This is a genomic window from Enterobacter cloacae complex sp. 2022EL-00981, from assembly GCF_028737495.1.
GTDB lineage: Bacteria > Pseudomonadota > Gammaproteobacteria > Enterobacterales > Enterobacteriaceae > Enterobacter > Enterobacter cloacae.
The window spans coordinates 1-21,698 of record NZ_JAQZRK010000040.1; the positions used below are offsets into that span (position 1 = coordinate 1).

Genomic DNA, 21,698 nt, shown 5'->3' on the forward strand with positions numbered 1-21,698 from the left:
GATTACATCGAAATGTTTTATAACAGTAAGCGTCGGCATGGTTCTAGCGAACAGATGTCACCGACAGAATATGAAAACCAGTATTATCAACGGCTCGGAAGTGTCTAGATTATCCGTGGCGATTCACATATCAACCCCACAAAGCCCGACAGAATGGCGTCACGTATGCGTGAAGTGACTTCTGCTTCAGACCACGTAACCACATTGCTACTATATGGTGCGTTGGTACGCATGGCTGTCATGGGGAGTCGTTTATCAGTTTAAGCAGTGGCCGGTAAAGCAATGGAGAGAAATTACAATGGATGCAGCATTACTTAACATGATGCACTCAGGTGGAAGAAATAAAGCCTGGGCGGAAACTATGGTGAATATGGAAGCCAGGAAGCTGGTAAATACAGCCAACACTCTGTCGGCTTTTCATCTCAGCGATAGTCTGACTCGAATGAAATTTATTCAGGAAATTCGTGACCTCATAGAACAACAGTTTACATTAGCTCGTCGGGCTAAATCAGATGAAGAATGCATGGAATGCGTTAAAGTTCTGAGAGAAGAAAACTGTAACCTCCTGGAACAAGCTCGTTTATTACGAACGAGGGCAGCCAAACTTTACGCTAAAGTCGAGTTCATCCGAGAGAATAACAAAATTGTTGGATATGTGATCTCGGCAGTTAGTGTTGTGCTGGCCGGTGCTGAAATAGCTGCGGGGCTTACCCTCATTGGCACTATGACCCCTCTCGGGGTTCTTGCTGGTGCGATACTGGTTACTGACGGGGCAAACAGCATCAGTAAAGAAGTGGCTCGCTACGCAACTCACAACACTACCAGTGAAGGGCTGGTCGCGAATGCCGCGATGTCTACAGCTGAGTTTATGGGCTTTAGTCGTGAGAATGGGTTAGGCGTCTACAAATCAATCTCACTGGCCGCTAATGCGTACACCATTTTTGGCTTGTTACGGCGACCTGGTACCTGGCGACTGTTTCGATATCTGCCTGCTGACTATTACCGAAAGGTAAGCACACTGAGCCGCCCGCAGCTAACAATGAAAATAGCGGGTTATGGCGTGAAAGCTAAGATTGTTTTTGATCTGTTGTCCGTCAGCGATCCGTCCCAGAATTAGTCTGCATTTTACGATAACGCCAGGATTTGTAGCCAAGTTTTGCTGGCGTTATATACCAGATAAAAGGTAGTACAATCAATAACGTGAGCGCAAGTGTCAGACTTGTATCCTTAGATGCAAGTAAAAGAGTTAAAGCCAGTATGATGAAGGCAATAATAGTTATCCACTTCATTGCCTTAAAACGATTGGCCAGATCATGAGTTACGCTATCAAACGAACCACCGTAATTCTCAATATTGTTTTTTAGCTTTTGAAGATCTCGTTTGCTAAAACCTGATTTTAAAAGTGCTTCTTCGCTGGTCATTCTGTTATCAGTCCCATAACTCACTGAACCTGGGACGAAGTTTAACTTAATTTGACGGATAAATCGCTACCTGACGATATTCGTCAAATTTATATTTATATCAACTAGTTGAACATATCTTAGAGTATACGCTCGAAAACTGACATCTACCTGGTACAAGAAACGTGCAGGACACCGCGAGCTAGCTGGCCTTACAGCCTGGCGACCGGGAGCAGGCAGTGAAGCTCAACGCTGCTGTCTATTCCCCTATCCACGACTCCCCGACCACTGTGTCAGCAACGCATGCAGTTTAGCCGGCTCCAGAGGCTTACGTAGCACCATGTACCCTTCCTGCTCCGCCTCCAGCAGAACCGGCGAATTAAATTCGCCGCTGACCATCGCGCCACTCATGTCCGGCAGACGTTCAAATAGCGCTTTCAGGATGTCGAAGCCGCTTTCGCCGGATCGCAGACGCTGGTCGCACAGCACGGCGAACGGCGTGAAGCCATCGTCGATGATAGCAAACGCTTCTTCAGCGGAGGCCGCACAGCGCACGTTGATTCCCCAGATGCTCATCAGGCTCTCCCAGGCAGACGTCACCAGCGGGTCGTCATCAACCACCAGACAGGAACCGTGCAGCGGCGCATAGCGTACCGGCGTGGCGATGTTGTCATAGGCGGGTGGCATCTCCGGCGCGATCTCTTCGCCAGCATATTGGGTAAAGCACATCCAGAAGCGTGAACCTTTACCTTCAATGGATTGCATCCCGTACTTCACCTTCATCAGCTTGGCACAGCGGGCAACGACGGCCAGACCCAGCCCGTGTCCTGCACTGTCGATCTTCCAGGCCAGTTCGGGGCGATAGTAAGGTGAGAAGATTTTACCTTTCTCGTCATCGGCAATACCGACACCTGTGTCCCACACCTCCACCATACACCTGTCACCACGTGGTCGGATGGCGACCAGCACGCCGCCCTGTAACGTGTAGCGGAGGGCATTTTGAATCAGGTTAATCAGCGATTGTCGCACCAGCAGCGGATCGCCCATCACGTAGATGCGGCGTTTAGGCCGCCAGGTGCGCAGCCTGAGTGCACGGCTGTTGGCCTCTTCGCGAAACAGCGTGATCACCGAGTCGAGCAGCGCGCCGATGTCCACTCTGGCAGGGGCAGTAAGCACATTCCCGGATTCAATCTTGCTGAGGTCAAGGAGGGAATTGAACATCAAATGCACCGAGCGGACGCTCTGCTGCAGATCAAGAAGCTGGGGCGTGAGGCTGTCGTCCTGGTTTCGGTGGATAATCGCTTCGATCAGAAACCCCATGGCGTGTACCGGTTGGCGCAGGTCGTGGCTGGCGGTCGTCAGGAACTGATTTTTATCCAGCAGCGCCTGCTCAGCTTCCTCTTTGGCCTGGCGAAACTGTTCTGCCAGGCGTGAGCTTTTTTCCTCAAGCAGCGCCTGCTGAATAAAGAACGCGTGCGATGTTAATGCATGGCGGTAAATGGCGAAGCCGTACAGCAGGTTCAACATCAGCACAATGAACATCAGATCGTCCAGCCGCCAGATAATGCCAAGATTCAGTACCCCCCAGGAGGCGAAGAAAAAGCATGTAAAGGTGCTGATGACCGGCGTCAGATGCGTCGCATTGGCGGCAACGATGGCGGCAATACTGATATTGAGGAGCAGGAAAAAGTCAAAGTTCTGCGTCTGCGGCGTAATTAAATAGAGAGATGAAATCCCCAGCCCGTGAATAAAAGCGATCTTATTTATACGCGGCAGCCAGCGGCGCAGGACGTCCGCTTCATCATGCTCTTTCGCTTCGCGCTGGTAGCGTCGGTGCAATATTCGGATCGCCACGGCACATAGCAGGTAAATAATTATCCAGGTAATGGTTGGGCCGAGTTCATCGCCCAGCAAATTAATCCAGATGGCGAAAGGAATACCGACGAAAGGGACAGCGCTGAAACTGAACACCAGCCGCAAAAAGGTATTATTTAGCAAACGGATCTGCGCGGGAGGAGAGATGCCAGCGTTCTGTAAGCTCTGTAAAAATCTCATTCCGATGGTTCCCGTTTGCCATGCAGAAGCGTGATGGCTTCGACCCGACTGTTAACGCCTATCTTTTTCAATATATTGCTGATGTGCTCTTTGACTGTAGGCTCAGAAATAGAAAGTTGCGCGGCAATTCTTTTATTTGGCAGGCCACGCATAATCATATTTAACACGTCTATTTGTCGCGGCGTTAAGTTAAATTTACTTAACTTCTCATTATTCGACTCAACGGAAAATTCGTTTCCCTCAGGAAACCAGGTGAGATTATCAGTGAGGGCAAAAACGGCCCGTGAAAACATTTCAGGTGGCTCGCTTTTCAATACGAAACCGTGCCCCCCGGCGGCGTGAACTTTCTGCCAGATATCGTTATTGTCATCCCCACTAACCACCAGGAGCCTTACCTGTGGGTAAAGTTGTTTTACTTCTTTGAGTAATTTCAACGCGGTACCGGACGAGAGCCAAAAATCGATTACCAGCAAACGTGGCGGGCCATTATCCCTAATTTGACGGTAGCAATCATCCTCATTCGTCACCACACTCGCCTGCTTAAATCGGCAATGTGTAATCAGAAAATTGGCGATACCGCTTGCTACCAATGGATGGTCATCAACGACCAACGCATAATTCTGCCCCAAAGGATCCTCCTTTTACCTTCGCATATTAGAGAGTACGGATGAATTATTATCTACCCACCCTACTTTAGGAGGGTTTTTTCGATTAGGAAAGGGAAATATATTATTCGCAGATTTGAGTAATAGAAAACATAAATACAATCAGCGAAATTAACTGATTGGATATAAAGGATAATTTATGAAAAAACCACTACTCTTTTTAACCGTTACGTTGATGCTAGCCGGTTGTTCTACGCTAAAAACCGATCAGGCCATTCCACTTCTGCAGGCGGAAACCGCTAAAATGCTGGGGCTGGGCTCATCGGATGAAATAACCGTGACCAATGTTAATGGCGCCCAACCGGATGCACTGGGAGGGCAAAAGCTGTCTTATCGCGCTACGACGGAAAAAGGGCGTATTTTCGATTGCTCATCGATGATGATGCCAGGGATTTTAGGATCCGCCCCGACGCTGAGCGCGCCAACCTGTACACCTGTGGTCACCCATAAATAATTAACTTCACATCAAAAGGCGTACACATATTACGCCTTTTACTTTTTCTGTCGTATCGCATTTTTCATATAAAACCGATTTTCCAGACATCACGCTAATGAGTACGGAGATACCCTGTGAATAACTCTACATCGCATTCTTTAGCGGTAAAGACGCCGCTTTCCAGGCTTTACCTCGCTCTATTTTCCGCGCCGCTGTTACTGCTTTCACCTGCCGATTTCGCGCGTGCAGCCGATGCCATTTTTGATGGCGACTCACGTATTACCGAAACGCTGGGTTACACCGGAGACGTTTACGTTGGACGCAATCAACGCGGAAACCTGCTGATCGATAATGGCAAAATCACCGCCTATAACATCAATATCGGTCGGCTGTTCGACGGCCAAATTTATGAAAGCGTGGTCACAGTCCGTGGGCCAAACGCTGAGCTTAACGCGGTGAACGATCAGTACGTCCTGCGCGGCGACCTGAATCTTGGGCTCGGCACCCTGCGAGTCGAAGAGGGCGCGCTGGCGAGCGCAAAAGAGATCGTTGTCGGCACCACCCGCGGCTACGACAGCCACCTTATCGCCACGGGCGCCGGATCTCGCGTAACCAGTAATTTCCTTAGCGTAGGTACCGATCTGGGCGCACGCTCCACGCTGGCGATTGAGGACGGCGCCGCGCTCAATACCACCTACGATGCACGCATCGGCAATGGTACCGGGCCGGATGAAACCGACACGCTGATCCCAAAAGCCACCGTCACGGGGAGCGGCTCACAGTGGAATGTTGGCCGTACGCTGACGCTGAATGGCGACCTGGACGTGCTGAACGGCGGAGCGGTTAACGTGGGCGGCGTGCAGGTGGCGGGCGTCTCCGGGGCAGGGAAAACCGCCGAGCTGGTTATTGCGGGCAAAGACTCGCGCTTTACCAGCGACAGCAGCGTTAGCGTGGGCGATTATGGCAATGGCGTGCTGTCGGTTATTGACGGCGGTTCATTTTCCGCAGGCAGCAATGCGCTGATTGTAGGGACATCGGGCTCCGGTTCGAACCGGGGGGCGCTCATCATCGGCAGCCGCGGCAACATGGACACCGGCACGGGTATCACTGAGCCAACGCTTGGTACGGCAGGCGGCGCGGGTACCCTCGATGCGAAGACAGCAATCAGCCTGCGCGGCGGGCTGTTCGGCAGCTATGTCTACTTCAACCATACCGACGAAAACTACGTCTTCAGCAACAAGATGAGTGGCGAAGGTGAGGTGATCAATACCTCCGGGCAGACAACGCTGAACGGCGATCTTTCAGCGCTTCAGGCGAACGTGACCGCACGCGGTGGCAAAGTCATTATTGCCAGCAACATCAACACCCAGCCAGAAGACGATATTTTTGAGATTCAGACCCTTAGCGCCGAGAACGGCGGTACGCTGATCCTCAACGCGACGGCGGGTTCAGACGTCAGCAATGGGCTGGGTTACAGCAGCGCCGCGTCAATCAAGGCCGGCGGAACGCTGGGCGGCAACGGTACGCTGGGCCAGACCGAGATCCTGTCCGGTGGGCATATCTCACCAGGGGATGGCGATATCGGCACGCTGACGCTGAAACGCTATCTGAATTTTGTGGGCGAGTCTTTTTATGACGTTGATATCGCGGGAGATGGCCGCAGCGACCAACTGCTGGTATCGGGCAAAACCACCATCAGCGATCTGGCTAAAGTACAGGTCACCGCGCTGGATCCGCAAACCAGCTATAAAACGGGACAAAGCTATCGCATTTTAACTTCCGACGGGGGCATTGACGGTCAGTTCGCCGGAGCAATATCCAAATCCGCCTTCCTGGACGTGGCGCTCAAGCAGAGCACTAACGCCGTCGATCTGACCATCGCGCAGAAAGAGACCGGCGGCGAAAACCCGGGCGGTGAGAATCCAGGAGGAGAAAACCCTGGAGGCGAAAACCCGGGCGGTGAGAATCCGGGCGGTGAAAACCCCGGCGGAGAAAATCCTGGCAGCGGCAAGCCAGGGATTTTCCAGACCGTGGCCAGGAGCAGCAACCAGTGGAATACCGCCGGGGCGCTCTCCACGCTGACGCAAAGCGGCCCGTCGCTGGCGCTGTATAACTCGCTACTGGTGCTGAGCGCACCGGAAGCGCGCGAGGCGTTTAACCAGCTGTCCGGAGAAGTTTATCCGTCAATGCAATCCAACCTGATAGCCGGCAGCACGCAGGTGTTTAACGTGTTAAACCAGCGTATGCAGCGCGCGTTTGATAACGACAGCCTGCCGATACCACCGTTAGCGATGTCGCTGGTGCAGCAGCCGGAGCCGCAAAACAATGGCGTCTGGGGCCAGACCTTCAGCTCCTGGAGCCGAAACAGCGGCGACGGTAACGTGGGCAAGCTGGACGGCAACACCACCGGTTTCCTGCTGGGGGCAGATCGTAAGCTGGCGGATCATAACGTACGTGTCGGTGGTTACTTCGGCTACAGCCGCGGTGATTACGACGTCGACAGCCGTCGTTCCTCAACAGATACCGACAACTATCACCTCGGCCTGTATGCAGCGGGTCAACAGGATGCGTTCTCCCTTCGCGGCGCACTGGGTTACACCTGGCACAAGATCGAAGGCGAGCGCAATGTTGATTTCAGCGGCTTCTCGGATCGGCTGAAGTCTGATTACGACGCCAACTCGCTGCTGGCGTTCACCGAAGCGGGTTACCGTTTCGGCCAGCCAGAGATGAATGTCGAGCCCTTTGTTAACCTCTCCTGGATTCGACTGCATACCGACAGTTTCAGGGAAGACGGCGGTGCCGCCGCGCTGAGCGTTCACAATGAAACCATGAACACCTTCTATTCCACGCTCGGGGTGCGTGGTGTGACCGGATTGCCGAAGAACGTTAACCTCTACGGTTCGTTGGGCTGGCAGCACGCCTATGGCGATAAGAATACCTCTTCGCGTATGGCATTTGCGGGCAGCGACGCGTTCATTACCCAGGGTCAGGCCGTGGATGAGGACGTGATGGTGGGTGATATCGGCGTGAGCGTACAACTGTCGCGTGCAGCGACGCTGGATGTGGGCTATCAGGGGCAATATGGTGCCGATACCCGCGTCAACTCGGTTAACGCTAATCTGCGCTGGTCGTTCTGATTGATATCAATGCTGAAGTGCCGGGTTGCGCTACGTCGACCCGGCCTTCGTGGCGGTTTTTTCTTTTGGTTTATAACCCAATCAGGGATCGTTCCCATCTCCATCCAGCAGTTTGTTTTTAAAGATAAACAAACATGCCTCGTTAAAATTCTCCGCCCCCAGTCGTTCAGAGAGTGCCGTTCGCGTCCGGTAAAGACTTTTAATCGAGGTGTCCAGTTCCTCCGCCACCTCTTCCATCGACATGCCCGCCCTGAGCAACCGCAGCATAATCGCTTCATGGGTACTCAACCGTAAGTTAAGCAGCCATTTGGTCGTCAGGCGCCTGCCTTTCATATTCAGCACCAGATTAAACAACGACGCCATGTCAGCCACCGGAAGCGCAGTATTCATAAACATCCTCATGCTGAGCTGATTCTCCTCCCGGTGCCGCATATCGAGCATGACGCAGCCGATTGTTTTTCTCGTTCTGGCCGGATGGCGTATCAGATAATCATACAGACGGAGCGGTGAACGGCTATCAATCAGCACAGAATATTCATCTGCACTGTTATCAAATATCTTTCTGTCAATCGAGTCCAGCAGGATAATATCCGGAAAAAATATCCTCATTCCTCTGACGAGGTAGCGATCCTGTGTCACTAACACTATTGAAGTTGCCACTAACCATCCCTTTTAGATTAAAGCAAGAACGACCCTTCAGAAAGAAGACGCCTTCGTTTTATAGCGCTTTTACATGAACGATAAATGTATTCTGGCTTTGATCATCCCTCGACACGCACATTGATTTGTAAGACTTCCCATAGACTATCACTCAATGTCTGCTATTAATTATAAGTAAAAAACAATCGCAGAAAAGTCACCTCTCAAGATATTAAGAATTTTTGTCACGAAACTTCCCAAACATGCACCAGAAAGTACTTTAATTTATGCACCAAAGCCGCATTAAAAATATAAACAAAAACGTCACAATAAAAATAAATACATTATATATCAACGCATTACAAATATAGGCTCCGTTAAAAATAATCATAAAAATCACCCGGATACAGAATTATCTCAAAACAACAACCCAGCTTTTCAACATATTTATCCGTCAACATATCAGGTGTACATTACCTTTCACCGGTCCATAACGATAAGGATCCATAATTACCTTTAAGTAAGTACCTCATAACGTAACTGCATTCACATTTTACGCTCTCATTTATGGCCTTTAACGCTACGTATAAAGGCGGCCGTGTTGCGCAATGGATTTATGATAAACAAATGGCAAATAGATATGGAAAGATCACTTCGCTTCAATACTTTATTCTTTTACCGCGTTCCAAAATTATTGTGTCTGCTATTACTGTTTCCCATTCTGGTTCAGGCTGCCGAATCCGTATATGAACAACAGATTCAGCAGGCGCGTAATGGTAATTACACTTCGTTTCTCCATTACCTGCAGCGTTATCAACAACAGCATGCTCTGACGCCAGAACAAGTGGCAGACTGGTTGCAGGTTGCCTCCTGGGCGGGACGCGATGATGAGGTTATTGAGGTGTGGTTGCGCTATCACGTTTATATGCCCCTGCCCGCCCGGGGAGTGGCCGCAGCCGCGCAATCCAGGAGAAATCAAAAGCAGTGGCAACCTGCGCTCGCACTCTGGAAGCAGGCCTGTAGCCTTGCACCGGAGAATGACGACTACCGTATCGGGTATATCAAAACCCTTGCCGATGCCCGCATGGATCGGCTGGCCCTGCAGGAAGCGCAAAAACGGGTAACAACCCACCCCAGCCAGATAAACCTTGAGACGCTCGCCTATGTGTACTTACGCCAGGGGAAAAGCTGGGATCGTCTATTAGCGGACACCCGCGCCCTGAAGAGCGCCCCCGAGAATCACGTACTGCTCAGGGCGCTCGTCGACGCCCTGAACGATAACCGGGTCAGTACGCCTGCCCTGCGGCTGTCACAGGGGATTTCTCTGCCGCCCGCACAACGGCGCCAGCTTGAACTTAACGCCGCCGCCGAACAGGTACGCCTTGCCGATGCGCCTGGGCGGACGGAAAAAGAGCGCCTGCGTCTCGCGCAAGCCGCACTGAATCGCTATGACGCCCTGCTTGCCCGCTGGCAACACGAACCGCAGGCGGCAGAAGATATCATTCGCGCCCGCGTCGACCGTCTTGGCGCGCTATATGCGCATGGTGATTACCCGCAGGCGATCGCTGAATATCGTGCGCTGACGTCAGCTCACCATCCGGTGCCGGGCTGGGCAATCGGCTGGGTGATCTCTGCGTATCTTCAGGAGCAAAACGCCGATGCAGCCCTGGCACTCCTGCAAAAGTATCCTGACTATGCGCGTAACCCACAGGATGAAGAACATCAGCTTTTCTATGCATATCTGGACACCGGACAGTATCAGGCCGCCCGTCACTATCTTGCGCAGATGACCCGCAACGTTCCCTGGGCTCGCTACGATTACGGCTCGCCAACCGCCCAGCCCAACGATCAATGGCTTATCGGCCAGTCGCTCACGTTTCAGTATTTGCTGGCAACCCATGCCCTGCCGCAAGCAGAAGCCGTGGCGCACCGTCTGGCTGCCACGGCACCCGGCAACCAGGGGCTACAGATTGATTATGCCGCCCTGCTTCAGGCTCGTGGCCTGCCACGGGCGGCAGAGCAAAAGCTCAAAATGGCGGAGGTACTGGAGCCGTCAAATACAGAGCTGGAGCAGCAGCAGGCTTACGTCGCGATGGATCTGCAGGAGTGGCGACAAATGGAACTCCTGACCGACGACGTGCTCGCCCGTGCGCCACGTGACCGCAGCGTCCAGCGCCTGGACAGGCTCAGAAATGTGCATCATATGTCTGAACTGCGTCTGAATGCAGGCAAGGGATTGCACTCCGACAACCCGGTCAGCGGGACTCACGATCTGAACTGGGACGCCACGCTCTATGGCCCACCAGTCGCTGATAACTGGCGACTGTTTGGCGGCACCCGCTTTGCCGAGGGCAATTTTGACGAAGGCAAAGGCACCAGCCGCCATCTGGTCGGCGGCGTCGAATGGCGGTCCCGGGATATCTGGCTTGAAGCGGAGCTCTCCGGCAACCGTTATCACGGCACCCACACGCCTGGCGCTCGCCTCTCCGGTCAGTACAGCCTGAACGATCGCTGGCAATCTGGCGGCAGCCTTGAACGTCTGTCACGCACCACGCCGTTGCGGGCATTACGCAATGGGATCCGTGCAGACCGCGCAGAAGGCTGGGTGCGCTGGTATCAGAACGAACGTCGTAAGTACCAGCTCAGCGCCGCCATCAGCCATTTTTCCGACCATAACCGCCGACAGGAGTACACCCTCACCGGCAAGGAGCGGCTCTGGCAAACGCCGACCCTGACGCTGGATCTTGAACCAGGCATCTCCGCCAGCGCGAATAGCCAGCGGGATACGCTCTATTACAACCCCGAGCGGGATCTGTCCGCGACGGCTGCGTTGTCCGTCGATCATCAGCTGTACCGCTATTACGACACCCTCTGGAGCCAGCAACTGGTCGCCGGAGCCGGAGGATACTGGCAGAAAAATCAGTCTGATGGCGCCATCACCCTGCTCGGCTACGGGCAACGCGTTCAATGGAACAACGTCGTGGATACCGGCGTGATGTTGAACTGGGATAAGCGCCCTTACGACGGCAAACGAGAAAGCAATCTCGCCGTCACTTTCGATGCGACTTTACGGTTTTAAGGATGAATATGTTGACCATTCGTTTTCCTGTGGGCCTGCTCATCATCGGCTGGTTATGCCTCAGCGCGAGCGTCTGCGCCCAGGCCATTTCGTTTATTTCGCCCAACGAGAGACCTCAGCCGGAAGCCAGTAAACCCTGGCCGAAGAATCACTTTCTCGTGCTGGCCTATCACGATGTGGAAGATGACGCCGCCGATCAGCGCTATCTCTCCGTGCGGACCAGCGCCTTAAACGAGCAGATAAGCTGGCTTGTGCATAACGGGTATAACGCCATCAGCGTGCAGGATATTCTGGATGCCCACGACGGTAAAAAAACGCTGCCGCCAAAGGCCTTTCTGCTCAGTTTTGATGACGGCTACAGCAGCTTTTATACCCGCGTCTGGCCGTTGATCCAGGCCTGGAATGTGCCCGCGCTGTGGGCCCCGGTAGGCAGTTGGGTGGATACGCCAGCACATCAAAACGTGAATTTTGGCGGTTTGATGACACCCCGGGACCGTTTCGCGACGTGGGATATGGTGCGCGAGTTAAGCCAGTCCCCGCTGATTGAGATCGGCTCGCATACCTGGGCTTCGCATTACGGTATACCGGCCAATCCACAGGGAAGCCGCGAACCGGCTATTGCCAGCCGCTTTTACGATAACGCGACAGGGCGTTACGAAACTGACCAGCAGTTCAGCCAGCGCATCGGCGATGACGTGCGGAAAGTCACCGAAAAAATCGCGCAGGTGACGGGCAAAGCGCCGCGTGCCTGGGTGTGGCCCTACGGTGCAGCCAACGGCACGTCGCTCGCCATTGCCAGACAGCAGGGTTATCAGCTGGCCTTTACCCTTGAGGACGGGCTGGCAGATGTGCGTCACCTGGACAACATCCCGCGCCTGTTAATCTCCGGGAATCCCTCGCTTAAAGCCTTTGCCAGCAGCATCGCGCAGATTCAGGAGACCGACCCTGTGCGCGTGATGCATGTCGATCTGGATTACGTTTATGACCCCGACCCGGCTCAGCAGACCAAAAACATCAACACGCTGATCCAGCGGGTCTACGACATGAAAATCAGCCATGTTTTCCTGCAGGCATTTTCCGATCCCCTCGGCAACGGTACGATTAACGCGCTCTACTTCCCCAACCGTCGGCTGCCCGTGCGTGCCGATCTCTTTAACTTTGTCGCCTGGCAACTGCAAACCCGCGCGGGCGTAAAAGTCTACGCGTGGATGCCGGTTCTCTCGTTCGATCTCTCCCCTGCACTGCCGCGCGTGCAGCGTCGGGATCGGCAAACGGGCCAGGTACGCGTCGCCACCGAGCCCTATACCCGGCTTTCGCCGTGGGATCCGCAGGTTCGACAGCAGGTGACCGAAATCTATGAAGATCTGGCCCGCTATGCCAGCTTCAATGGGATCTTGTTCCATGACGATGCGGTGCTGACGGATCAGGATGATGCCGGGCAGCAGACAACGCGCCAGAAAAGCCAGACGCTAATCGGGTTTACCCACGCCCTGAGCCTGGCGGTGAAGCATATCCGCGGTCCGCAGATAAAAACCGCGCGCAATATGTTCGCCCTGCCGATCCTCGACCCGGCGAGCGAGGCGTGGTTTGCGCAGAATCTTGATGACTTCCTGGCGGAGTATGACTGGACGGTGCCAATGGCCATGCCGCTGATGGAGTCCGTCCCGACTGACGAGAGCAACGCCTGGCTAACGCGTCTGGTTAAGACCGTCGCCGAACGCCCGGGTGCACTGAATAAAACCATTTTTGAGCTGCAGACCCGTGACTGGGCGCAGACACCGCAACGCGCCGTACCCGACAGTCGTCTGGCGGAGTGGATGCGCGTGCTCCAGCTTAACGGCAGCAAACATTACGGTTACTACCCCGACGATTTCATCCATAACCAACCTGATCTTTCCCGTATCAGGCCTGAATTCTCTTCGTACTGGTATCCTGACAATGACTGATCGCCTTATCGCCTTCTCAATTTTATGCCTGGTATTTGGGTTGCCATTAGGCGTGGCCGCCCTCTTTACTGGCGAACTGATTCTGGATTTTGTCTTCTTCTGGCCCCTGTTCATGTCCGTATTCTGGATCACCGGGGGGCTCTATTTCTGGTTTCAGCTTGAACGACACTGGTCATGGAACAGAAAAACGCCCGCCCCGACGTTAGAGGGCGATCCGTTAATCTCGATCCTCATTCCCTGTTTCAATGAGGAACGCAACGCCCGGGAGACGATCGGTGCCGCGCTGGCCCAGCGTTACCCGAATATCGAGGTCATCGCCATCAACGATGGTTCTTCGGATAACACCGCGCAGGTGCTGCAACAGCTGGCGCAGGAGCAGCCGCGTCTGCGCGTCATTCATCTGGCGGAGAATCAGGGGAAAGCCGTGGCGCTGAAAGCGGGCGCAGCGGCGGCCCGGGGAGACCTTCTGGTCTGTATTGATGGCGATGCCCTGCTCGATCGCGATACCGCCGCTTATCTGGTTGCCCCGCTGATCCACTACCCCCACGTGGGCGCCGTGACCGGGAACCCGCGTATTCGCACGCGCTCCACGTTGATTGGCCGCATTCAGGTGGGCGAATTCTCCTCCATCATAGGACTCATCAAACGCACGCAGCGGATCTATGGCCGGGTCTTTACCGTCTCTGGCGTCATCGCGGCCTTTCGCCGTCAGGCGCTGGCGGACGTGGGATACTGGAGCCCGGATATGATCACCGAAGATATCGACATCAGCTGGAAGCTTCAGCTTCGCCACTGGGATATTTTTTTCGAGCCGCGCGCGCTGTGCTGGATCCTGATGCCGGAGACGCTAAAAGGGCTGTGGAAACAGCGCCTGCGCTGGGCTCAGGGCGGCGCGGAGGTGTTTCTGGTCAATCTTCGCAAGATCGTGCGCTGGGAGCATCATCGCATGTGGCCGCTGTTTTTAGAGTACGCCCTGTCAACGCTGTGGGCGTTCGCGTATGCGGTGACGGTGCTGTTATTTATCATAAGCACCCTCACGCCGCTCCCGGCAAACCTGACCGTCACGAGCCTGTTCCCGCCGGAATTCACCGGGCTCCTGCTGGGGGTGATGTGCCTGCTGCAGTTCCTCGTCAGTTTGTATATCGAGCGACGCTATGAACGTAACGTGGCGAGTTCGCTTTTCTGGATCATCTGGTTTCCGATGGTGTACTGGATGATCGGCCTGTTCACTACCCTCGTCGCCTTCCCAAAGGTCATGCTTAAACGCCAGCGCTCACGCGCGCGCTGGATCAGTCCGGACAGAGGTAAAGGGAGTATTCAATGAACGAAAACACGTTAATCCTGACTGAACATCGGCTGGTGCCCCGGCTGTTTGATGCAGCGTTAACCCTGCTGGCCTGGGGAGGATTTCTCTTTTTCCTCTATGCCAACCTGTGGATGCAGATAACCAACGAGAGCGACTACCGCTGGGGCGTGATTATTGCCTCCTTTAAGACGGTGCTGATCTATTTACTGATCGCCGCGCTAAACGGCTGGCTGCTGATCCTGTGGTATCAATATAATCGCCGCCGCGCGCATGCAAGACGACATCGCCGCCCTGCAACGCTTAAGCACGACGAGCTGGCCCGCAGCTTTAACGTGACGCCGCAAATCATCTCAGAGATGAGCCAGTACAATTTGCTGACGGTCTATCATGACCAGATCGGTCGCATCATTGATTTGAAAATCAGTCAGCAGGACGAGGAATAAACCTCAGGCATCCGCAGGTTCTCCCTGCGGATGCTGTTTCTGCGGGTCACTCTCAGCGCTTATACGGTGGCTGCATAGCGTCACAGGCGAGCTGACGTTTGCGTTGATATTGCGCCAGTAACGCTCTCTGACTTTTATCTTTATTATCGTAAAAAAGCGCGCCGCCTTCGTTAAACACCTCGTAACACGCCAGGATCAACTGAGTAATGTACTCAATCCTTTTCAGGGTCAGTGGCGTACAGCTTTGCCCATGTAAATCATCCTCGACATCCAGAACGTGTGAGCGAAACGCCTCAATGGTGAAACCGCGTTGCAGGCTTTGATTATCACGTAGTGCCTGTTGCCAGCTGGCAATAATCGCATCCAGCCAGACGAGTACCGCCGCATCCGCGCCTTGCGACGCCAGTTTTTCTCTTTTATGGCGATAATGCTTCAGGGCCACTTTTTTCAGGGCACGATACTGCGACAGTTGCACTGCTTCAGGCTGATTTTCTTCGAGCAGCCTTCCGAAGAAAAAGCGGGTTTCAAAACGCTCGCAGGCGTGAAAGAGGGGATCCTGCAGGCCATTGCTGTTGTAGCTGTGCAGTGGCTGGAAAGGATACATATACCCGAAATCGAATAACCAGAGATGTCCGTTATCCATAAGAAGATTGCCGGGACACAGATCCCACTCCATTAGACCGGCCTCTTCGCATGCCATTAGCGTTGATAAAACCTGTTCAAAAAGATCTTCATCGACCTTTACTGGTGAGTGGCCCGGCAACCAGGGCGAGAGAATAATCCCCTGGCGAAAGTTGGCATAAATCGTCGGTACGATGTGATCGAATCGTCCCGCCCACAACGGATCGTTTTTAAGCCGGGTGAAATCAGCTCGTCTCTGCACTTCATTGAGGAACGAGGTCTGGCCATCGGTATTTCGTACCAGCGCCTCGTGTCGTTTCTGCTTGAGGGTGTAGTGTCTGCCATCAATACACAGATGCAGGACCTGAGCGGTAAGGCCGCCATCAAAGCATTCAACGACGCAGGGATCGGAAGACGAAAGCTGCATTAATTTCTCAGGGGACATCGGGCAATGGCGGCTGTCACCGACGACAATATTCTCTGCTGAGTCAATAAAAGAGAGCTGGGCTTGCTGGCGGGCATGGGTGAAAGTGTTCATACGCTGTCCATCAGGTTGAGGGTCATCATCAGCCTGGCCTGGCCGCAGCCAGAAATCTTCCTCCATGAGGCAGGATTTGAGGGAGGAACCTGAGGGTGGAGAGAGACAAAGAAAAGCCTCCGCAAGCGATCCTTGCGAAGGCTCGGTTACTGCCCGGTTACTTATCCTTGACCACAATCAGCGGTTCAATATCGCTCTCTTTTTTCACCACCAGCGTTTCATCCCCACGCAGGCAGGTTCCGCCGTAATTCCCGCCCACGGTAAAGGTACAGACCTGAATATATTTGCCGTCCACCTTCGGCAAACACCACAGCTGCTGGTAGATATTCTTGCGATCGACAAACTTGCCGCTGGATTTATCCAGCAGTTCATCCTGGGCGCTGATCAGATCGATATTACTGCCGCAACGGCCGGCAATGGGTTTGACGGCATAACCGGTCTGCTTCAGCAGCGCGTTAACCTCAAAATCGGTATCGAGCAGGTAGCGGTGGTTCGGGAACAACTGCCACAGCACCGGCAGGATCGCCTTATTGCCTGGGATCACCGTCCACAGCGGTTCAAACACCAGCACTTCCGGGCGCAGCAGGACGTCAATCAGCCGCACCTCGCCTGCCAGGTGGCCGGTGCGGATTGGCACGGCAGCGTATTCGGTTTCGCTGACCTCCCGAATCTGCTCGATTGCCGTCTCCCACGCCCAGGTTTTCCATACGCAGTTGACGTGGCGACCTTCGTCGTCGATTAACTGCCCGGCAGCATCCCAGCTCAGCGCGCCCAGACCGTGCAGAATTTTGGTCTCAAACCCGGCCTGCAGCAGCGAGCGCTGAATGAAGAGCGCGTGATAATCCTCTTCGACATCATTGTCCTGCATGATGTGCACAAACGGACGCGCATGGCTGTGTTTCCACGCGCCGGTCAACTCCTCCAGCAGACCTTCTGCCGGGTTGTGCCCATTGCCGCGATAACCGTTTTTGACCCACTCTTCCAGAATTAAGCCGCCCTCGGTGTGGCAGGAGGCGGAATCAGCGTTGTACTCGTAAACCTTAATGCCGCGCTCATCCATACAGAAATCCATACGACCGGTGATCATATGGTGGCGACGCCACTGCCAGGAGAGACGCAGGCGCGGCCAGAGGATTTTAGGGATGTCGAAAAGCGCCAGTAAGTTATCATCTTTCAGCACTTTGTCGGTGGCATGCAGGTACATCAGATGCAGTTCATTGGTCGCTTTAATCAGCTCCTGCTCGGCGCTTTCGGTAATCGTGAAATAGTGGCAGGGATCGTTATTAATAACGTGGCCGTTGGCGCGGATGTAGGCCTGCTGCAGGGCGTCATTTTCGTTGAGCCATTTTCCGTCGTATTGACGTTTATTCTTCAACCGCGCACCGCTGATTTTCAGCAGTTCGCCGTCAGGTTCGGGCTGGGGAATGCTATGCTCCGTGTCGTCCGTCTGGATCATCCAGCCAAGGATTTCGGTATCGCTGAAGGTGTCATGAAGCGTGTAACAGCCGTTCTGAACGGTCATGGGTAGTTCGCGGGTCCACTGCTGTCCGAGCGGAAGCGGGGAGTGAATAACATTCTGCTCGGCAATGCGGACCTTGCCATCTAAAAGCTGGGTGATTACTGCGACATGGCCGGTTTCATGGAACTCGCCGCCCTTTTGCCAGATGAGCAGCGCCCCGGCCTGCGGCGCGCGTTTCGAGCCGTTGGCAAAAGCCTGTAACGGCAGAATATTATCGTTCACCACCTGGCGCAAAAAACGCAGGGAGAAGATCTCCCACGCCATCCCGACATCGGTAAACACAAAGCCATAGTTGAGGAACAGAAAACGGCGGGCGAACTCCACACACTGCCACTTGTGGCCCATGTATTCGTTGCCGATATAGCTGCGGAAATCCGCGTCTTGCGGGTACTTACGCGGGTCCAGACTGCCGTAATTTGAAGAGTAAATCGCCACGCCACCGGGCGCATAGCCTAACAACGTCCCGAATGGCGCATCACTGCTTAACTTTCCTTTACGCATGTATCCAACCTAAAACAGGCAGGCGGCAATTTTTTGGAAGGGTTGTCGTCGTCTGCACGTTGTAATTAACCTGACAGAGGTGGGGTTATCATACACCTCCCCTGACCTTTGCGCTCAGTTCGTTAAACGGTCTATTCATCTCCTGCTACACTGCCTCAACACATCACAAAAAAGGCAGGCCAACATGTCAGACGAAAATACCTATCAGCCACCCAAAGTGTGGGAATGGAAAAAGAACGGCGGCGGGGCGTTCGCCAACATCAACCGTCCTGTTTCTGGTGCCACACATGAGAAAGATCTGCCCGTCGGTTCGCACCCGCTGCAGCTTTACTCCCTGGGCACGCCGAACGGCCAGAAAGTGACGATCATGCTCGAAGAGCTGCTGGCGCTGGGCGTAACGGGCGCGGAGTACGACGCGTGGCTGATCCGCATCGGTGAAGGCGATCAGTTCTCCAGTGGCTTTGTTGAGGTGAACCCGAACTCGAAAATACCGGCGCTTCGTGACCACTCCACCACCCCGCCAACGCGCGTATTTGAATCCGGAAACATCCTGCTCTATCTGGCAGAGAAGTTCGGGCATTTCCTGCCCAAAGATCCGGCTGGCCGCACGGAAACCCTGAACTGGCTGTTCTGGCTGCAGGGCGCGGCCCCGTTCCTCGGTGGCGGTTTCGGCCATTTCTACAACTATGCGCCGGTGAAGATCGAGTACGCGATTGACCGCTTCACGATGGAAGCCAAGCGCCTGTTCGACGTACTGGATAAACAGCTCGCCCGCGGCCGTTACGTGGCGGGTGAAGAATACACCATCGCCGATATGGCGGTCTGGCCGTGGTTTGGCTGCGTGGCGCTGGGCAGCGTCTACAACGCCGCCGAGTTCCTGGACGCAGAGAAGTACACCAACGTCCAGCGCTGGGCAAAAGACGTAGCGAACCGCCCTGCCGTGAAGCGCGGACGGATTGTGAATCGCACCAACGGTGAGCTTAACGAGCAACTCCACGAACGCCACGCGGCGAGCGACTTCGAGACCAAAACCGAAGACAAGCGTCAGGCGTGATGCACGGCCGGGCGGGTAACCGCCCGGCCAGGCAAATCCTTGCCCAGGGCATGATTAGCTTAAGGGTTGGGCCGGTATTACTGGCACTATGCGGACGTTTTTCTCCAGCCAGACGGCGAGAAGCGACGTTACAACCGACAGCAGTCACAAAGGATTTGTTATGAAAGCAATCAATACAGCGCTGGTGATCAGCATCCTCCTTTTTTCTACCTCAGGTATGGCGATGGATAAAACCGCCGCCGGTGCGGTAGCAGGCGCGGCGATTGGGGCGGCCACAGGTAAAGATCTGAAATCCACCGTAGGCGGCGCGGTCGTGGGTGCAGGCACGGGTGCGATGTTCAAAAACGGTGACAAAGGTAAAGCCGCACGTAAAGGCGGTGCCGTGGGCGCTGTTGTTGGTGCAGGTGCCGCTGCCGTGACGGGCAACAGCGTGCTGAAAGGTGCCGCTGTCGGTGCGGGTTCAGGCGCGCTGATTGGTGAAGCGACGCACTGATAACCGCCGTGGTTCTGCTTTTCGAGCCGGTAGGTTGAGTTTAATGACAAACCCCGCTATCAAAAAATGAACCGCCTGTTTTGCCGGGTGGCGCTACGCTGACCCGGCCTACAATCGACAACAATATCAATAAATTGGCACTGTTCGTTGTAGGCCCGTGCAAGCGTAGCGCCGCCGGGCGAGGGGCACATCTCGCACGATATCAGCAGCCTGAACCCAGCGCTTACGCTGGGTTTCTTGTTTTCTCTGGTCAGGCAACCAACCGCAACATTATGCCGTGAGACGGAACTTCTGCACCGAACGCTGAAGCTCTTCGGTCTGCCGCTCAAGTGCCGCTGCCGCGGCGGAGACCTGCTCCACCAGCGAGGCATTTTGCTGGGTTACACCGTCCATCTGCGTAATGGCAACCCCGACCTGGGAAATGCCTTTGCTTTGCTCCTCAGAGGCTGACGCAATCTGCTTCATGATGGTGGTCACTTCCGTTACATCGCGCAGAATCGCTTCCATGGTGGTCCCCGTGTCGTTCACCAGTTGAGCCCCCTGCTCGACGCGAGCGACGGAATCGGCAATCAGCCCTTCAATCTCTTTCGCCGCGTTGGCGCTGCGGCTGGCCAGATTACGCACCTCACCTGCCACCACGGCAAAGCCACGGCCTTGCTCACCCGCTCGCGCCGCTTCCACTGCTGCGTTGAGCGCCAGAATATTGGTCTGGAAGGCGATACTGTTAATCACGGTGGTGATTTCAGCAATTTTCTTCGAGCTGTCGGAAATACCGCTCATGGTGGTCACCACCTCCTCCACCAGCGAGCCACCGCGGCTGGCCGTGGTCGATGCCACATCCGCCAGCTGGCTTGCCTGACGTGCGCTTTCGGCGTTCAGCTTCACGGTGGCAGTGAGTTGCTCCATGCTGGCTGCTGTCTCTTCCAGCGCGGCAGCCTGCTCTTCGGTACGGGAGGAGAGATCGTTGTTACCGCTGGAGATCTCGGTCGCCCCGCGCCAGATATTTTCACTGCCCGCGCGGATCGTGCTGACCGCCTCGCGCAGGCTGTCCTGCATGGCACTCAGCAACGGCACCAGCTGCCCCACACAGTTACGACCAAACGGTTCAATGGGCTGGCTGAGATCGCCCTGCGCAATCTGGCGGAACTGCTGACGAATTCGGTCCAGCGGTTTCACCAGCATCGCCACCAGGTAACGGTCGCTAAAGAGCAGGATCAGCAGACCAATCACGGTGGCGGCAATAATCACCGTGCGGGTCATGCTGGTCAGGCCATCCACCACTACGCGGGTACTGTCGAGGGTCTTCGCAGCGGCGTTATTGAACTCCTCAGCGGCCGCACCAAACGCACGGCTCAGCTGTGGCGTGACGTTATTAGCCTGCTGGCGATAACCATCCAGCGCGCCCAGCTTCGCCTGCTGCATTTGTGGCGTAACGCCCTGCTCGAGCAGCGCCTGCCAGGTGCCGATCACCCGGGAGGAGACCTGTTCATCCATCGGACCCGGAGAGATCGCTTTCATCTCGGCCAGTTTTTTGCCCATGTTATCCAGCGCCTGCTGGGCGGAGGCCAGATCCGGCGTACCGCCGGCGGCTTTGACTTCCATCGCGCGGCTCAGTCGGGTAACGAAGCGGAAATACTGATCGTTGCCCTGGCTGAGTATGGTCATCTGTTTCACCAGCTGGCGATCGACTTCATTGCCATCCGAAACGCGAGAGAGGGACCAGGTGCTGTAGAGTCCAACGCCTGCCCACATTAAACAAAAGATCCCCAGGATCGTCAGCATGACGAAACGGATCGTGAAATTACGGAGCATGTTCATAAGTGTTCCTTGCCGTGAGGGTGAGTTCGCCCAGAGGCGAGTACTACT

The 21,698-nt window shown here is 54.7% G+C and carries 17 protein-coding genes; 10 read left to right on the forward strand and 7 right to left on the reverse strand.

The genetic code is table 11. From position 1 onward, the window contains the following. Positions 1–108, forward strand: a 108-nt coding sequence (locus PUZ33_RS22760; protein WP_131729156.1) for an IS3 family transposase, incomplete at its 5' end; no start/stop codon positions are given. A 190-nt stretch (positions 109–298) separates the two neighbouring features. Next, on the forward strand, positions 299–1,117 hold the full coding sequence (locus tag PUZ33_RS22765) for a DUF4225 domain-containing protein (RefSeq protein WP_014833243.1): 819 nt from the start codon (positions 299–301) through the stop codon (positions 1,115–1,117). Here PUZ33_RS22765 and PUZ33_RS22770 read toward each other — a convergent pair. The 3 genes from PUZ33_RS22770 to PUZ33_RS22780 form a co-directional block, all read right to left on the reverse strand. Then, entirely contained in the window at positions 1,095–1,421 is a 327-nt protein-coding gene (locus PUZ33_RS22770) for a hypothetical protein (RefSeq protein ID WP_038983510.1), read from the reverse strand. The two genes, PUZ33_RS22765 and PUZ33_RS22770, sit on opposite strands and share 23 nt — an antisense overlap. Before the next feature lie 246 nt (positions 1,422–1,667). Next, entirely contained in the window at positions 1,668–3,455 is a 1,788-nt protein-coding gene (locus PUZ33_RS22775; protein ID WP_029882965.1) for a hybrid sensor histidine kinase/response regulator, read from the reverse strand. Then, the gene (locus PUZ33_RS22780) at positions 3,452–4,084 is read right to left on the reverse strand and encodes a response regulator transcription factor (RefSeq protein WP_013098693.1); all 633 of its coding nucleotides are present in this window, start codon (positions 4,082–4,084) and stop codon (positions 3,452–3,454) included. Before PUZ33_RS22780 ends, PUZ33_RS22775 begins: the two co-directional genes overlap by 4 nt. Before the next feature lie 175 nt (positions 4,085–4,259). Here PUZ33_RS22780 and PUZ33_RS22785 point away from each other — a divergent pair, with 175 nt between their 5' ends. Further along, the gene (locus PUZ33_RS22785; RefSeq protein ID WP_013098694.1) at positions 4,260–4,574 is read left to right on the forward strand and encodes a lipoprotein; all 315 of its coding nucleotides are present in this window, start codon (positions 4,260–4,262) and stop codon (positions 4,572–4,574) included. A 116-nt stretch (positions 4,575–4,690) separates the two neighbouring features. Further along, positions 4,691–7,693, forward strand: a complete 3,003-nt coding sequence (locus tag PUZ33_RS22790) for an autotransporter outer membrane beta-barrel domain-containing protein (RefSeq protein ID WP_058681070.1) — start codon at positions 4,691–4,693, stop codon at positions 7,691–7,693. Between the two features lie 81 nt (positions 7,694–7,774). Here PUZ33_RS22790 and PUZ33_RS22795 read toward each other — a convergent pair whose 3' ends face one another. Continuing rightward, on the reverse strand, positions 7,775–8,302 hold the full coding sequence (locus PUZ33_RS22795; RefSeq protein WP_050491987.1) for a LuxR C-terminal-related transcriptional regulator: 528 nt from the start codon (positions 8,300–8,302) through the stop codon (positions 7,775–7,777). A gap of 670 nt (positions 8,303–8,972) precedes the next feature. On the opposite strand from PUZ33_RS22795, the gene pgaA reads away from it, so the two are divergent. Genes pgaA through pgaD form a run of 4 tightly spaced genes read left to right on the forward strand, consistent with a single transcriptional unit; the run spans position 8,973 to position 15,106 of the window. After that, a complete protein-coding gene (gene pgaA, locus PUZ33_RS22800) occupies positions 8,973–11,411 on the forward strand; it encodes a poly-beta-1,6 N-acetyl-D-glucosamine export porin PgaA (RefSeq protein ID WP_058681069.1) in 2,439 nt (812 codons plus the stop codon). Positions 11,412–11,419: 8 nt separating this feature from the next. Then, positions 11,420–13,357 (forward strand): poly-beta-1,6-N-acetyl-D-glucosamine N-deacetylase PgaB, encoded by a 1,938-nt coding sequence (pgaB, locus tag PUZ33_RS22805; protein ID WP_058681068.1) that lies wholly within the window; start codon positions 11,420–11,422, stop codon positions 13,355–13,357. Further along, positions 13,350–14,681: a poly-beta-1,6-N-acetyl-D-glucosamine synthase gene (gene pgaC / locus PUZ33_RS22810; protein WP_058681067.1), complete on the forward strand. Its 1,332-nt coding sequence runs from the start codon at positions 13,350–13,352 to the stop codon at positions 14,679–14,681. Before pgaB ends, pgaC begins: the two co-directional genes overlap by 8 nt. Beyond that, complete coding sequence (gene pgaD, locus PUZ33_RS22815; protein ID WP_013098699.1) at positions 14,678–15,106, forward strand: poly-beta-1,6-N-acetyl-D-glucosamine biosynthesis protein PgaD; 429 nt, start codon at positions 14,678–14,680, stop codon at positions 15,104–15,106. The genes pgaC and pgaD overlap by 4 nt, the downstream gene beginning before the upstream one ends. Before the next feature lie 52 nt (positions 15,107–15,158). Here the strand turns inward: pgaD and PUZ33_RS22820 are convergent, their stop codons facing one another. Both PUZ33_RS22820 and gss read right to left on the reverse strand, forming a co-directional pair. Beyond that, positions 15,159–16,265 carry a hypothetical protein gene (locus PUZ33_RS22820; protein WP_058681071.1) on the reverse strand — a complete coding sequence of 369 codons (1,107 nt, stop codon included), beginning with the start codon at positions 16,263–16,265 and terminating at the stop codon, positions 15,159–15,161. 157 nt (positions 16,266–16,422) lie between these two features. Beyond that, positions 16,423–18,285, reverse strand: coding sequence for a bifunctional glutathionylspermidine amidase/synthase (gss, locus tag PUZ33_RS22825; RefSeq protein ID WP_058681066.1), 1,863 nt, complete (start codon positions 18,283–18,285; stop codon positions 16,423–16,425). Between the two features lie 184 nt (positions 18,286–18,469). On the opposite strand from gss, the gene yghU reads away from it, so the two are divergent. Beyond that, positions 18,470–19,339 (forward strand): glutathione-dependent disulfide-bond oxidoreductase, encoded by an 870-nt coding sequence (yghU, locus tag PUZ33_RS22830; RefSeq protein ID WP_013098701.1) that lies wholly within the window; start codon positions 18,470–18,472, stop codon positions 19,337–19,339. A 160-nt stretch (positions 19,340–19,499) separates the two neighbouring features. Next, entirely contained in the window at positions 19,500–19,832 is a 333-nt protein-coding gene (locus PUZ33_RS22835; protein ID WP_048971475.1) for a glycine zipper domain-containing protein, read from the forward strand. A gap of 270 nt (positions 19,833–20,102) precedes the next feature. Here the strand turns inward: PUZ33_RS22835 and PUZ33_RS22840 are convergent, their stop codons facing one another. Beyond that, positions 20,103–21,650, reverse strand: a complete 1,548-nt coding sequence (locus PUZ33_RS22840) for a methyl-accepting chemotaxis protein (protein WP_029882958.1) — start codon at positions 21,648–21,650, stop codon at positions 20,103–20,105. Positions 21,651–21,698 lie beyond the last annotated feature (48 nt).

Coding starts and splice junctions, on each gene's coding strand:
- PUZ33_RS22765 (WP_014833243.1), top strand. CDS start 299: ATGGATGCAGCATTACTTAACATGATGCACTCAGGTGGAAGAAATAAA.
- PUZ33_RS22770 (WP_038983510.1), bottom strand. CDS start 1,421: ATGACCAGCGAAGAAGCACTTTTAAAATCAGGTTTTAGCAAACGAGAT.
- PUZ33_RS22775 (WP_029882965.1), bottom strand. CDS start 3,455: ATGAGATTTTTACAGAGCTTACAGAACGCTGGCATCTCTCCTCCCGCG.
- PUZ33_RS22785 (WP_013098694.1), top strand. CDS start 4,260: ATGAAAAAACCACTACTCTTTTTAACCGTTACGTTGATGCTAGCCGGT.
- PUZ33_RS22795 (WP_050491987.1), bottom strand. CDS start 8,302: ATGAGGATATTTTTTCCGGATATTATCCTGCTGGACTCGATTGACAGA.
- pgaA (WP_058681069.1), top strand. CDS start 8,973: ATGGAAAGATCACTTCGCTTCAATACTTTATTCTTTTACCGCGTTCCA.
- pgaB (WP_058681068.1), top strand. CDS start 11,420: ATGTTGACCATTCGTTTTCCTGTGGGCCTGCTCATCATCGGCTGGTTA.
- pgaC (WP_058681067.1), top strand. CDS start 13,350: ATGACTGATCGCCTTATCGCCTTCTCAATTTTATGCCTGGTATTTGGG.
- pgaD (WP_013098699.1), top strand. CDS start 14,678: ATGAACGAAAACACGTTAATCCTGACTGAACATCGGCTGGTGCCCCGG.
- PUZ33_RS22820 (WP_058681071.1), bottom strand. CDS start 16,265: ATGAACACTTTCACCCATGCCCGCCAGCAAGCCCAGCTCTCTTTTATT.
- gss (WP_058681066.1), bottom strand. CDS start 18,285: ATGCGTAAAGGAAAGTTAAGCAGTGATGCGCCATTCGGGACGTTGTTA.
- yghU (WP_013098701.1), top strand. CDS start 18,470: ATGTCAGACGAAAATACCTATCAGCCACCCAAAGTGTGGGAATGGAAA.
- PUZ33_RS22835 (WP_048971475.1), top strand. CDS start 19,500: ATGAAAGCAATCAATACAGCGCTGGTGATCAGCATCCTCCTTTTTTCT.
- PUZ33_RS22840 (WP_029882958.1), bottom strand. CDS start 21,650: ATGAACATGCTCCGTAATTTCACGATCCGTTTCGTCATGCTGACGATC.